Raw genomic sequence first — 13,120 nt, forward strand, 5'->3', positions numbered from 1 at the left:
AGGAGGAGATGAATCGCCAGGGACGGCGAGCACGCCAGGAGAGCCAGGAGACATGAATTGGAATTTTCTTCCCCTGGCGCTCTCGGCGGCTTTCTCGATCGAGATCGCTGTACCCGGCGCGGCCGCTCGCCGCGCTAGGTCGCCTCCCGCGTAGCCGATCGCGATCCGTAGTGGAAGACCGTCTGCAGCCGAGCGCCGGGCGCGGCCGCGAGCTCGGCGTAGGCCGATGGCGCGGCGTCGAACGGGACGGGCGGGTCCAGCAGCGCGTCGAGCGCAGCGTCCTCCAGGAGGGCGCGGACGAGCGCGAACCGCCGCGCGTGATCCCAGCGGGGCGCGCGCTCGGGCGGGATCGTCGACACCTGGCTCGCGCGGAGGCGCAGCCGGCGGCGGTGGAACTCCGCGCCGAGCGCGACCGGGCTCGCGCGCGCCCCGTAGAACGACGCCACGGTCACCGTCGCCTCGCGCGCCGCGTGCGCGATCGCGCGGTCGAGCTCGCTCGGGTCGCCCGTCGCGGCGATCACGACGTCCGCGTCGCCGCGCGGCCGGTCGTCCTCCGGCCGGGTCGCCGCGGCGGCGCCGAGCGCGAGGCCGGCCTGGCGCCGCCGCTCGCTCGGCTCGACCAGCCGGACCTCCGCCCCCGCGCGCCGCGCGAGCGCCACGACGAGCAGCCCGACGATCCCGCCGCCGAGCACCACCACCGCGTCTCCGAGCCCGATCCCCGCGTCCCACACGCACGTGATCGCCGTCTCGAGGTTCGCGGCCAGCACCGCGCGCTCGCCCGGGATCGCGCGGGGCAGGCCGCGCGCCGCGCCCGGCCCGAGCAGGTGCACATCGCCGTGCGGCGCCAGCGCGAAGACGCGGTCGCCGAGCGCGAGCGCCGCCCCCTCGCCGCGGGCGACGACCTCGCCCACCCACGCGTAGCCGTAGCGGCGCGGGTACGTCGGCGCGCCTGGCGCGTCGAGCGACGGATCGAAAGGCGTCGGCCCCTCGCCGCGGAACAGCAGCAGCTCCGTCCCCTGGCTCACGCCCGAGGCGACAGCGCGCGCGACGATCTCGCCGGCCTCGGGCGCGCGCGGCGGGGCGCCTGGCCGCACCTCGACGGCGCCGGGGCGGACGAACCAGAGCTCCCTCGCGGGCGGCGCGGCGTCAGTCGGGATAGCCAATGTCTCCTCGCAGCAGCAGGTTGCCCCCGAGTAGCTCGACGGCTGGCTCGCGCAGGTCGATCGCCGACGCGAGCGGCGCCTCGCCCAGCGCGCCGACCGCGGGGATCGCCGTGTCGCCGAAGAGGCGCGGCGCGATCTCGACCTCGGCGCGGTCGGCGAGCCGCGCGCGCAGGAACGACGTGAGCACCATGCCGCCGCCCTCGACGAGCAGCCGCCGGACGCCGCGCGCGTGGAGCTCGGCGAGCGCGTGCGGCAGCGAGACGCGGCCGCTGTCGTTCGCGGGCACGACGACGACCTCTGCGCCGCGCTCCTCGAGGCGCGCCCGCGCCGCGTCCGGCGCGCGCCCTGCGGCGCCGATGACGAGCACGCGTCCGCCTGGCGGCTGGCCTGACGATGGGTGGCCGGGCGACATCAGCAGGCGCGCCCCTTCCGGCACGCCGAGGGCGCTTGCCAGCACCACGCGCAGGGGCTGGGGCCCTGCGCATGCGCGCACGGTGAGGAGCGGGTCGTCGATGACGACGGTGCGGATGCCGACGAGCACCGCGTCGTGGTCTGCGCGTGCTCGGTGGGCGTGCTCGATGCCTGCGGGCGTGCTGAGCCCGACGCGCTCGCCCGGCGTCGCGATGCGTCCGTCGAGCGTCTGGGCGAAGTGGAGCGTGACGAGCGGCCGCGGCGCGCTCATGGCGCGCTCGCGTGCGCTTGCGCGGCGCGGACGAGCGCGCGCGCCGCACGGGCGAAGGGGGACTGCGTCGTCGTCCCGAGCCGGCAACGGAGCCTCCGGGCCACGGCGGCACTCTAGATCAGAACGCCCGGCCCGGGGAGGAGAGCTCGCGAGCGGCTCGACGCGAACGGCTCGACGCGAGCGGCTCAGGGAGAGCGGATGCCCACCCCCGGCCCGTGCTCGGCGCTTCGCGCCTGCGCGCGGTCCACCCCTCCCAAATCGCGCGCTCCGCGCGCTCAGGGAGGGGGTGCGCCGTCCGGTACCTCCGGCCCGGGTGCGAAGTTCGGAGAGATGAAAGCGTGCACGACCTGCGTCAGGACATCAGGCCGAGCACGAAGAGCGCGTCGGACCAGAGCGGCCAGAGCGTGCGGTAGGGGTGCGTCGCCAGCACGACGCCGCCGCTAGGGAGAAGGCGGCGGACATGGAATGGGGCGTGCTCTTCGAGGAAGCGGACGTGCCCGGGCGATGTGACCTTCGCGTTGAAGGCGGGCGGGCCCTCGCCCTCGGGTGCCTCCCCGAGCTGACGGAGCAGCTCCATGATCTCGCGCGCTTTTGGTTCGGCGGCGCGCCACGCGTCGTCGGGCACCGCCGCGGCCTCGAGCGCTTCGAGCAGCGTGGCCGGCGGCGTCGCGAGCGCCTTGAGCACGGTCTCGCGCGAGAGGGAGCGCGTGAGCTCGCTCGCGCCTTTCATGGACACGCGCGCGCCGCGCGGCGCGGCGTCGATGCGCGCGTGGAGCGCTTCCATCGACATGCCTGCGATGCGCGAGACGCTCTGCTTCTCGTGGAGGCTCACCCAGGAGAGGGCGAGGTCGCGCGCGAGCTCCGCGGCGTTCGCGTTGTAGGTCGCGCACATCTCGACCGGGGCGAGCCAGTCCTCCTTGTCCGTGCAGGCGCCGGCCGGCACGCGCCCGCTCGTATCCGGCGCGCAGAGGCGGAGCAGGAGGTCCTCGATGTCGCCCTGAACCAGGTGGCAGGCGACCGCGGCCTCGGCCTCGACCGAGCGCGGGCCGCCGCCCACGGGAATCTCGCAAGGGTAAAAATCCCGCTTGCGTTCGCCCGCTTCCAATCTGACGGGGCCGAAAGGATGGCGACGCTCGCTCACTTCGGGGTAGCACGCGGCGCTGAAAACCATGATGCGTTCGGAATCGTTCAGCATCATGCCGGACAGCACGTGAGCGCTGTTCCGTCCTCCGAAGTGGGCGCGGATCATCGCGAGCGCATCCTCCATGGATGACGTCTTGCACCAGATGTCGGGGCTCACGTCCACCGAGATAAGATCCCCTGGGATGACCAGCGCAGACAGCGCCGCTGCGAACGCATCGACCCGTTCTGGCTCGGTACACCAGGCGAAAAAGTGAGGCCTTGATTCGCTCATAGCCGGATCACCATGATGAATTTGTTGAAGCCTTTCAGGGTCACGGTTTTCCCTGTCTCGGTGTCGAACAGGTACCCGTCCTTGACAGTGAACTTCTCCGGATTGAACTTCGCGCCCTGCTCCATGATGAGTTCGACCCGTTCCACGTCACCGGCCAGACCCTTCTTCGTCACCGCCTCCATGGCATTCGTGAGCTGATTGCGCACGTCGCTAACCGGGATCGTTCCGCCGCCCTTTGCCTCGCTCAGGATGAGCTTGTGCCCGCTGGACACCGACACGAAGTCGGGAGCCATCCCCTCGATCGTGCCAGGGCGTGACTCCTTCAGTATGCCGAGCACCCGGCGCACGCCGTCGTCGCCGACCCCGACGAGCGATCGGCCGTCGTCCACCAGGAACTTGGCCGCCTTTTTCTCGAAGATGTCCACCTCGAACTTGGTGATCGCCCCGGGCAGGTTCTTGTACCCCCTGACGCGGTTCGTCTTCAGGATCTGGGCGAATGCCTCCTCGATCTCCGCGATCTCCCCGGCCACCCGGATCGCGGACGGCCGGAGGCCGCTGCTCGTGACGCCACGCCACATCGGCCCGATCGCCCCGAGCCCGAAGCCCACCCCCGAGAAGATCCGCTCTTCGTCGCTCAGCTCCTGCCCCGCCGGCAAGCACCACGCCTTCCCCGTCACGGCCTCGCACAGGTCGAGCACCGGCCCGACCACCGGCACGAACCCGACGCCGATGCGCGTCGTCGCGTGCACCAGCGTCTGCATCATCCCCGCGTACGCCTCGACCCCTTCCCCGACCGTCGACATCGCCCCCGCGAACGCATTGATCATCTCGTAAAGCTGTGTCTGCTCCAGATCGAGCCCGTCGCCCGTCCACTGGTTCAGGCTGTCCTTCATCTGGTCGGCGAGCGCATCGAACCGCGGCTTGAGCACCGTGTCCACCTGCGCCCGCAGATGCGCCGGCACCGGCGTGTCAGCGAACCAGTCCGACGCATCCATGTACCGCCGCACGTGCCCGGTGACCCGGTTCTGCGCCTTCAGGAAAGCGTTGGTCTCCGCGAGCGACACCCCCGACCTTGCCAGGATCGCGCGCTCCAGCGCCGCCTCGTTCGCCCGCCACGCCCGCACGTTCGCCACGAAGTCGGCCCGCGCGACCACCACCCCGCCGCTGACGTCCGCCTCGAGCGCCGCGATCACCGCGTCCGCGTACGCCGCGTACGGGTCGTTCCCCGCCTCGAACGCCCCGTCCACCTCCGAGATGTCCGGCACTTCGACCCACGGGACGTCGTGCTCGCCGAGCGCGTAGTTCGACGGGTCGTCCGGATCCCACCCCTCGTCGCGCGCCGCCTGCGTCGCGAGGTCCGCCACCTCGTCCACCTGCGCGCCGAAGTTGTCGATCAAGCTCGCCAGCTCGTTCTCCAGGTCGGAGACGCTCTGCTTCAGGTCGTCGACAAGCTGCTCCATCGCAGCCCGCGTCTCGGCGTCGACCACGTCCTCGTAGCGGTCCAGGATGGCGTCGAGGTCCGTCCGCGAGATCTCGGCGAGCGGCCGGCTCACCAGATCGTGCAGCTCGGTGTCGAGCTGCTGGAGCAGGTCCATCCTCGCCCGCAGGTCCGCGATCCTGGCGGCGTTCCGGACGAGCTTCTCGAGCAGCTTGGCGAGCGCGGTTTCGAGGATCGCGATGTCGCGTGCGAGCGGCGGGCTGATCTCCGCGAGGCTCAGGTGGAGCATCGTGTCACCCGAGAATGCCGTCCCTGTGCGCCACACGTCGAACACAGGCTTGTTCAGCCCGAGCGGTACCGAGACAAGGCTCACGATCTCATGCGCGTCGGTGCACCAGTCGTCGCCGCCGGAGTTGAAGGCCTGGAAGTGGAAGTCGTTCGCGCCCATCCGCAGCAATACCGAGTCGAACCCCGCCTCGGCCCGGAAGCTTCGCGAGCCGTCCCCGTGGTCCACGAACGTGCCCGGGACCTCGTAGGTGGGCAGCGGCGTGTCGTTGACGCCGAAGTACGCTCCTCCGTTGTCGGCGAGGCCGGTACTCTCGCACGACGTGCTGGATTGCGTGTTGATCCAGCTCAGGCTGTACGGCGTGCCAGCCCAGGCGAGCGACGGCGCCAGCAGCGCCAGCGTCGTCACCAACGCGACGAGCTTCTGGAAAGCCGCGGCGCTCCGGACGCGCAGCGCGACGCAGACCGTACGGCTCATGTCCCCTCCACGCCGCGCACGGCGGCATCGTACGCCATCGCGGCGCCCTTCACGTCGCCCGCGTCGAGCCGCGCCTGCGCGGCGTCGAGCAGCGCCGCGGCCATCCCCTTCTCCCGCAGCGTCGCGAGCCCCGCCGCGATCTTCCGCGGCAAGCCCGTCCTGAGCTCTGCCTCCGCGGCGTCGAACTTTCCTCGAAGCTCCGCGCACCCGGCCTCGCGCCACGACGAGCCCGCCGCCTCGCAGAGCGGCCGCACCTGTACCAGCGCCAAAAGCTCCCCGCAGCGCTCAGCGAGCAGCGGCAACCCGAGCCGCTCGCTCATCGGCGGCGCCGCCGACACCGCCGCTGCCCGCGCACGCGCTGCCTCGCGGAAGACCGCCGACGCCTTGCGGGTCCGCGACCGCGCGATCGCCGCGCGCGCCTCCGTGTCCCCCTGCAACACCAGGAGCGCCTGCCGCCTGAGGCCGACGCCGCCGAGCAGCGCTGTCGCCGTCCTGTCGCTGCGGGCGACCCGCTGCTGCACGTACCCCAGCATCGCATTCAGCGAGCGCAGCGCCCCCGAGCTCATGTCCGGCACCACCGCGCCGTGCGTGGCGAGGAAATCCTCGTGCGGCGCGATCGCCTCCTCGAACGAGGCCACGGACGCCTGGATTCGCGCCGAGAGCGCCATGATCTCGACAGTGAGCTCGCTCGGCGCGCGGCTCGCCTCGCGCGCCGCCGCGAGGATCGACCGCTCGATGCCGTCGAGATCGTCCAGCGCCGACCGCGACGCCTCCCCCGAAAGCGACGCGTACGCCGTCGTCTCCGCGGCCTCGGTAGAGCGGTAATCAACGAACCGCGCGACAACGCGCGCGTACTCGGCCTGCAGCGGCGGGGCCTCGTCCCTCGCCTGCTCGAAGACCGACTTCGCGGCGGCCATGGACTGCCTGTCCGCCGCGAGCGCGGCGAGGAGCGGGTCCTTCTCGGCGTTCGCCTTCTCGGTCATGGCCTCCTTGAACCGATCGGCCGCACGGACGGGCTCCTCCTGGAGCAGCAAACGCTGTTGGCCTGCCGCGTACTCGAGCAGAAAGCGGAGCTCGCCGGAGAGCGTCGCGCCGTAAGACTCAGCATTCCTCTCCTCGTCGCGCACGTACGAGACCACCCTGTCCACATTGCCGAGCCAGAGACCCAGTGTGTCCTTGCTCGCGGCGAGATCGCGCATCGACACGCCGCGGGGCAGCTCTGCCCACATCTCGATCGGCAGATCTCCGTGCGCCTCGGCCTGGCTCCACGCGTCGGCCGGGCTCCGGTTCGCGCCGACGCAGTACTCCTCGCCATCGCCGTTCGCCGGCCTCGCGCAGAAGCTCCCGAGCGAGTCGTCGCTGCGCTCCCACAAGCACCCGGATGGCCCCGCGCCGAGGCCCCAGGCGGCGACGGCCGCCACGAGGATCGTCCCCTGTTGCCGTGTTCTCATTCTCATTGCCTCCACCCCGCGATTTTTCTCGCCGCGCACGCTCGCTCGCATCCAACGCCAGAGGCAAGCGTCCACACGAGAGCGGTAGGACATTGCTCAGCCGAGGAGCGCGCCCGGCGCGGCATCCCGTCCGCCCGCGGCGTACACGGCCGCTCGCCGGAAAGTCGGCGAATCGGCGGACGAGGTCGTGGCGACCGAGGGAAGTGACCCAGTGCACAAAATTCGTCGTCCGGCGCACGTCCGAGACCTTCCGGCGCGCTCCGGAAGCTTCCGTCACGGAAACGAAGCCCTCCGGCGCGCTCCGGAGCACGAGATTTCGCGTACTTGGGGGCGTCCGCCTCGCCGCCAGTGCCGTCCGGCACGCGCCGGAGGACGAATTTTCCCGTAAATTTCACATCCTGCTCCGCGACGGAAGCCTCCGGCGCGCGACGGAAGCCTTCGAGCCGGCGACGGAAGCCTTCTGGCCGGCGACGGAAGCCTTCGCACGGGTGCCGGAGCCCTTGCGCCCGCTCCGGGTCCCTGAGCCGACGACCCGCCATCCGGCGCGCCGCGCCGGCCCAGCGCTCGCTTGCCGTGCCGGTCCGGGCGCCCTAAGCGCCCAGCGATGCCCATCGCCTGGCCTGATCTCTCGGCGCGCTGCGAGCGCGCGGGCATCCCGCTGCGCGGCGGGTTCCACCCTCGCGGCGACGACCGCGTCCCGGCGGCCGGGAACCTCGCGGCGGAGACGCTCGTCCTGCTCGGCAACGCGGGGCCGTCGATGTGGCGCGCGTTCTCGCGCGCTCGCGAGGACGCCCCCGACCTATCGCTCGACGACTGGACGGCCGCGGTGGTCTCCGCGCTCGCGGCGGAGCTCGGCGCGGCCGCGCTCTTCCCGTTCACCGGCCCTCCCTACTGGCCATTCCAGCGCTGGGCGCAGCGCGCCGAGCCGGTCTATACGTCGCCCCTCGGCATCCTCATCCACCCGCGGTTCGGCCTGTGGCACGGCTACCGCGCCGCGCTCGTGTTCGCGGAGCGGCTCTCGCTCCCGCCGCGCAACGACGCGCCGAGCCCCTGCGCGTCCTGCGCCGACAGGCCCTGTCTGAGCGCCTGCCCCGTATCCGCGTTCTCCCCCGGCAGCTATGATGTCGACGCCTGCGTGCGCCACCTCGACGCCTTGCCGGCCGCAGGCTGCATGACCGGAGGGTGCCTGTCCCGCCTCGCGTGCCCGGTCGGTCAGGAGCACGTCTATCCGGAAGAGCAGCGGCGCTTCCACATGCGCGCGTTCCGGCGCGCGATGCCGAAGGCGGATGGTCAGATGGGCGGCGGAAGCGCTGGCGGCCAGCGCAAGGACGAACCTGAAGAGGATCAATCCCGCCGGAGCCGGTGAAGGCGCTCCAGCGCCTCGACATTGGCGCCAACACGCGGGCGGCCATGCACACCGACGGCGTACGCTCCGACAATCAGGAATCTCGCTTCAGCGGCGGACAGGGCGGCATCCCCTGCTGGCCGGACCCGGCGTTTCCGCGCGGCTCACTGCTTCCGGATGCGATATCCCGCGCGCGGAAAGTGCAGCGCGATCTCCCCCACGGCCGGATCGCGGCGCCGGACCGTGATCTCGGAGGCCGAGAGCCGCGCGACGACGCCGCGGCTCTCCTCGGGACCGTAATCGTCGGCCGTGATCGTCACGGCGTCTCCCGGCCGCAGCTCCTCCCCGGCGGCGACCTCCCCGCCGGCGACGTCCGCCGGCTCGGACGCGCGGGCGATCGCGAGCGCCTCTGCGGCGGTCATCGGTCGAACGTCGCCCGGGCCGAAGCCCTCGACGCGCGCGAACCACGCCGCGAGCGCCGGCCGCGCCCCGATCTCGGCCGACAGCCTGGCGCTCGTTCCGACGCTCTTCTTCAGGAACCAGACCGGGTGGAAGCACGCCGCGTCCGCGATCGAGAACGCGTCACCGAGCAGGAAGGGCCGGCCGTGGAGCTGGCTCTCCAGCCGATCGAGCGAGAGCCGGGCCTGGCCCAGGGCGTGCGGCGCCGCCCGGTGGATCACGTCCTCGCTCATCGCCGGCGACATCGCCGCGCGATCGATCAGCACGCCGGGCGGCAGGACGGGGAGCAGCTCCACGACGACCGGCGGCACGACCTGCGACATGAACCGGTGGTCCGCCCAGTCCTCGATCAGCGCGGCCAGGCCGGCCTGGTCCGCCCGGAGGCAGGCAGGCTCCGGCTGCAGCTGCTCCAGCCGCCGCGCGATGCACGCCGTATCACAGTAGACATCGGCGCCGATCTGCAGGACCGGGATCCGCCGGTAGCCGCCGGTGAGCGGCGTCAGATCCGGCTTCGGCGCCATCATCGGCTGCTCGACCGAACGCCACGCGATCTTCTTGTACGCGAAGATCCGGCGGATCTTCTCGGCGAAGAGCGACAATGGATAGTGGTGAAGAATGATCTCGGCCATGAACGATCTCCCTTGCTGCGACCGCCTCGGGTCGATGGCCATCCTGGGGAGCGCGCCCGCGCCGTTCTTGGAGGATCTTGCGATCGCCCGCCGCCGTCCCTCACCAGCGCCCGACGGCCGACAGGTCCGGCCGTCCGGGCGCGCAGCGTCGCCGCCCCGTCGAGCGTCGCCGCCCCGTCGAGCACCGCGCCCGGTCGATCCAGCGGCGAGCGCGCCGCCCCGTTCCCCCGCGCCGCGCTGCCCGCGAGCCGCTAGCCTACGCCCCCGGGGGGCAGCGCCGCGCGTCGCGGCGTCCTCGGAGCGCCCTCGTCACCGATCGGATCGACCCGCTCACCGCGGGAGTTAAGGAGGCACCACCCATGCTCGCCGGCCGCATGATGGATTATCCGCTGACGCTGACGCACTTCCTCGAGCGGGCGAGGACGTACCACGGTCGCTGCGAGATCGTGACGCAGAACCCGGACAGGACCTCCTCCCGCTCGACCTACGCCGATCTGCACCGCCGCGCCGCGAAGCTCGCGCACGCGCTCACGCGGCTCGGCGTCGGCGAGGGCGACCGCGTGGCGACGCTCTGCTGGAACCACGCGCGGCACCTCGAGCTCTACCTCGGCGTGCCCGCGATGGGCGCGGTCGTCCACACCCTCAACCTGCGCCTCCACCCGAGCGAGCTCGGGTACATCGCCTCGCACGCCGAGGACAAGGTCCTCGTGGTCGACCGCTCGCTGCTCCCGCTCTACCGCAAGTTCGCGCCGCAGGTCCGCTGTATCCGGCGCGTCATCGTCGTCGGGGACGACGGGCCCGTGGAGAGCGACGGCCTGGACTACGAGGCGCTGCTCGCGCCCGAGCCGGATCACTTCGACTTCCCGACGCTGGATGAGCGCGCCGCCGCCATGCTCTGTTACACGTCCGGCACGACGGGCAACCCGAAGGGCGTGCTCTACAGCCACCGCTCGATCGTCCTCCACACGCTCGTCTCGTGCATGCACGACACGCTCGGCTTCCGCGAGCGCGACGTGGTCCTGCCGGTCGTGCCCATGTTCCACGCGATGGCCTGGGGCATGCCGTACTCGGCGGTCGCGGCCGGCGCCAGGATCGTCCTCCCCGGCCCGCACCTCGACCCCGCGTCGCTGCTCGACCTCATGGCCAGGGAGCGCGTCACGTTCGCCGCCGGCGTCCCCACGATCTGGCTCGGCATCCTCGCGCTCCTCGACGAGCACCCGGGGCGCTGGGACCTCTCGGCGATGCGCTCGATGGTGATCGGCGGCGCGGCGGCGCCCCCGTCGCTCCTCGACGGCTTCCGCGCGCGCCACGGGCTCACGGTCACGCACGCGTGGGGCATGACGGAGACGAACCCGCTCGGCACCATCGCGCACGTCCGGGCGAGCCTCGGCCCGGGCGCCGACTCGCTCGACACGCGCGCGTCGCAGGGCTACCCGGTCCCTTTCATCGACCAGCGCCACGTCGGCCTGGACGACGAGCCGCTGCCCTGGGACGGCCAGAGCATGGGCGAGCTCGAGGTGCGGGGCCCCTGGGTCGCCTCGTCGTACTTCGGCGACGAGGGCGAGGATCGCTTCACGAAGGACGGCTGGTTCAAGACCGGCGACGTCGTGACGATCGACGGCGAGGGGTACATGCGCATCGCGGATCGCTCGAAGGACGTGATCAAGTCGGGCGGCGAGTGGATCAGCTCCGTGGCGCTCGAGAACGCGCTGATGAGCCACCCCGCGGTCCTCGAGGCCGCCGTGTTCGCGGCGCGCCACCCCGTCTGGAGCGAGCGCCCTCTCGCGGCCGTCGTGCTGCGGCAGGGACAGACGGCGTCGAAGGACGAGCTCCGCGCCCACCTCGAGCCCCGCTTCGCGAAGTTCTGGCTCCCTGACGAGTACCTCTTCGTCGAGCGGATCCCGCGCACCTCGACCGGCAAGTTCCTGAAGTCGAAGCTGCGCGAGGAGTTCGCCGATCTCCTCACGGCAAAGCCCTCCGGCTGACGCGCCCGCGCGCGCCGGGGAGAAATCGCCGGACGATCCCGGCGGCGCGTGTACTAGGCTGCCTCCATGGCCGAAGGGGACCCCGAGGACTTCGCCGCCGCGCTCAACGCCGCCGGCATCGACGGCTGGATCAACGCCATGGGCCTGCGGCTGATCCGCGCCACGGGCGACGAGGTGGAGGGCGAGCTCGACATCGGGCCGCAGCACCGGCAGGCCTACGGCGTCGTGCACGGCGGCGTCCACGCCGGCATCGTCGAGACGCTGGCGTCGATCGGCGCGGCGCTCCACGCGTTGCCGGAGGGCCGCTCGGTCGTCGGGCTCGAGAACCACACGAGCTTCCTGCGCGCGGTCCGGTCGGGGCGGCTCCGCGCCACCGCGCGGCCGCTCGACCGCGGCCGGCGCACGCAGGTGTGGGAGGCCTCGGTGCACGACGAGGAGGGCCGGCTCTGCGCCACGGGGCGCGTGCGCCTCCTCGTGCTGGAGCCGGACGCGGTGCTCGCGGGGCAGCGCCCCGGCGCGCCGGGCTGACGCCGATCGCTGATCCTGACCGCCGCCTTCGCGAGGAGCCCTCGTTGCGCGACGTCGCCGCCCTCCGGATGATCGACCGCATCCCCCGCCTCGGCTGGGTCGTCGGGCCCTCGCCCGTCACGGCGCTGCCGCGGCTCGCCGCCGCGCTGGGCCTCGATTTCCTGGGCATCAAGCGCGACGACCTGTGCGAGCCCCGCCACGGCGGGATGAAGATGCGGAAGCTCGACTACCTGCTCGCCGCGCCCCCCCTGTCGGCCGCGGCGGCGTGGTCCGCGGCGGGCGGCATCGGCTCGGGCAACGTGGCGGCGCTCGTCGTCGCCGCGGAGCGGCTCGGCCGGCGCGTGCACGCGCACCTGTTCTGGACCGACCTGTCGAGGAGCGTGGTCGACAACCTCGCGTTCATCGCCTCGGGTCCGGCCTCGATCCGCTTCTATCGCTCGCGGCTCGCGCTCGCGCTCGCGCGCCCGTCGCTCTTCCTGCCGCTCCGCGCGCGGGACGGCGACGGCGCGGCGATCGTCCCGCTCGGCGGCACGTCGGCGCTCGGCATGGTGGGCGCCGTGCGCGCGGCGCTCGAGCTGTGCGCGCAGGTCCGGGCCGGCGAGCTCCCCGAGCCTGCGCGCGTCTATGTCGCGCTCGGCTCCGGCGGCACCGCCGCCGGGCTCGCTGTCGGCCTCGCGCTCGGCGGCCTGGGCTCGCGGGTCGTCGCCGTCGCCGTGGTCGAGCGCCTCCTCGCCTCGCGCTTCCGCCTGCGCGCCCTCACGGCCGAGCTCCGCGCGTTCCTCGCGCGCGCGGGCGTCGCGCCCGTGCCGCCCGCCGCGCCGATCGACGTCGTCCACGGCCATCTGGGCCGCGGCTACGGCTCGCCCACGCCCGAGTCGCTCGCCGCCTGCGAGGCGCTCGCGGCCGAGGGCATCTCGCTGGAGCCGGTCTATACCGGCAAGGCCATGGCGGCGCTCATGAAGGACGCGCGGGCTCGCCGGCTCGGCCCGGTGCTGTTCTGGCACACAGCGCGGCGCGAGCCGTTGCCCAGGCCGGAAGGCTTCTGCGAGCGCCTCCCACCCGAGCTGTCGCGGCGCCTGGGCGCCCACTGCGGCGGCGGTTCTCGATAAGAAACCTACATATCGGCGCGTCGACAGCGTCGTGCTGCTGTCGCATGGAAATGAATTTGTACGTCGCCTCGACATTGCGACGGGATAAGATCGCTTTCTCGCTTGCGCCCTCGGCAGCTGTTTGCTTTGGCTGCCCTGGCGCCTGTCACGTGCA

General features: G+C 72.4%; 10 protein-coding genes. 4 read left to right on the forward strand and 6 right to left on the reverse strand.

The window, feature by feature from the left end:
* Positions 1-134: 134 nt before the first annotated feature.
* The 5 genes from WME89_RS36370 to WME89_RS36390 form a co-directional block, all read right to left on the reverse strand.
* Complete coding sequence (locus tag WME89_RS36370; RefSeq protein WP_438004224.1) at positions 135-1,163, reverse strand: zinc-binding dehydrogenase; 1,029 nt, start codon at positions 1,161-1,163, stop codon at positions 135-137.
* Positions 1,147-1,845: a RibD family protein gene (locus tag WME89_RS36375; protein WP_438004225.1), complete on the reverse strand. Its 699-nt coding sequence runs from the start codon at positions 1,843-1,845 to the stop codon at positions 1,147-1,149. The genes WME89_RS36370 and WME89_RS36375 overlap by 17 nt, the downstream gene beginning before the upstream one ends.
* A gap of 352 nt (positions 1,846-2,197) precedes the next feature.
* Positions 2,198-3,259, reverse strand: coding sequence for a hypothetical protein (locus WME89_RS36380; RefSeq protein WP_438004226.1), 1,062 nt, complete (start codon positions 3,257-3,259; stop codon positions 2,198-2,200).
* Positions 3,256-5,460 carry a hypothetical protein gene (locus WME89_RS36385; RefSeq protein WP_438004227.1) on the reverse strand — a complete coding sequence of 735 codons (2,205 nt, stop codon included), beginning with the start codon at positions 5,458-5,460 and terminating at the stop codon, positions 3,256-3,258. The genes WME89_RS36380 and WME89_RS36385 overlap by 4 nt, the downstream gene beginning before the upstream one ends.
* Positions 5,457-6,911 (reverse strand): hypothetical protein, encoded by a 1,455-nt coding sequence (locus WME89_RS36390; RefSeq protein WP_438004228.1) that lies wholly within the window; start codon positions 6,909-6,911, stop codon positions 5,457-5,459. Before WME89_RS36390 ends, WME89_RS36385 begins: the two co-directional genes overlap by 4 nt.
* Positions 6,912-7,515: 604 nt before the next feature.
* Between WME89_RS36390 and WME89_RS36395 the strand changes: the two genes are divergently transcribed.
* Complete coding sequence (locus WME89_RS36395; protein WP_438004229.1) at positions 7,516-8,277, forward strand: hypothetical protein; 762 nt, start codon at positions 7,516-7,518, stop codon at positions 8,275-8,277.
* 143 nt (positions 8,278-8,420) lie between these two features.
* Here the strand turns inward: WME89_RS36395 and WME89_RS36400 are convergent, their stop codons facing one another.
* Positions 8,421-9,344, reverse strand: a complete 924-nt coding sequence (locus WME89_RS36400) for a glutathione S-transferase family protein (RefSeq protein ID WP_438004230.1) — start codon at positions 9,342-9,344, stop codon at positions 8,421-8,423.
* A gap of 359 nt (positions 9,345-9,703) precedes the next feature.
* Between WME89_RS36400 and WME89_RS36405 the strand changes: the two genes are divergently transcribed.
* The 3 genes from WME89_RS36405 (at position 9,704) to WME89_RS36415 (ending at position 12,966) form a co-directional block, all read left to right on the forward strand.
* A complete protein-coding gene (locus WME89_RS36405; protein ID WP_438004231.1) occupies positions 9,704-11,329 on the forward strand; it encodes a long-chain fatty acid--CoA ligase in 1,626 nt (541 codons plus the stop codon).
* A gap of 66 nt (positions 11,330-11,395) precedes the next feature.
* Positions 11,396-11,857 (forward strand): PaaI family thioesterase, encoded by a 462-nt coding sequence (locus WME89_RS36410; RefSeq protein WP_437619227.1) that lies wholly within the window; start codon positions 11,396-11,398, stop codon positions 11,855-11,857.
* Positions 11,858-11,901: 44 nt separating this feature from the next.
* On the forward strand, positions 11,902-12,966 hold the full coding sequence (locus WME89_RS36415; RefSeq protein WP_438004232.1) for a 1-aminocyclopropane-1-carboxylate deaminase/D-cysteine desulfhydrase: 1,065 nt from the start codon (positions 11,902-11,904) through the stop codon (positions 12,964-12,966).
* Positions 12,967-13,120: the final 154 nt, after the last annotated feature.

This window comes from Sorangium sp. So ce321 (genome assembly GCF_051530195.1).
Taxonomy (GTDB): domain Bacteria; phylum Myxococcota_A; class Polyangia; order Polyangiales; family Polyangiaceae; genus Sorangium.

Coding starts and splice junctions, on each gene's coding strand:
- WME89_RS36395 (WP_438004229.1), top strand. CDS start 7,516: ATGCCCATCGCCTGGCCTGATCTCTCGGCGCGCTGCGAGCGCGCGGGC.
- WME89_RS36400 (WP_438004230.1), bottom strand. CDS start 9,344: ATGGCCGAGATCATTCTTCACCACTATCCATTGTCGCTCTTCGCCGAG.
- WME89_RS36410 (WP_437619227.1), top strand. CDS start 11,396: ATGGCCGAAGGGGACCCCGAGGACTTCGCCGCCGCGCTCAACGCCGCC.
- WME89_RS36380 (WP_438004226.1), bottom strand. CDS start 3,259: ATGAGCGAATCAAGGCCTCACTTTTTCGCCTGGTGTACCGAGCCAGAA.
- WME89_RS36375 (WP_438004225.1), bottom strand. CDS start 1,845: ATGAGCGCGCCGCGGCCGCTCGTCACGCTCCACTTCGCCCAGACGCTC.
- WME89_RS36405 (WP_438004231.1), top strand. CDS start 9,704: ATGCTCGCCGGCCGCATGATGGATTATCCGCTGACGCTGACGCACTTC.
- WME89_RS36385 (WP_438004227.1), bottom strand. CDS start 5,460: ATGAGCCGTACGGTCTGCGTCGCGCTGCGCGTCCGGAGCGCCGCGGCT.
- WME89_RS36390 (WP_438004228.1), bottom strand. CDS start 6,911: ATGAGAACACGGCAACAGGGGACGATCCTCGTGGCGGCCGTCGCCGCC.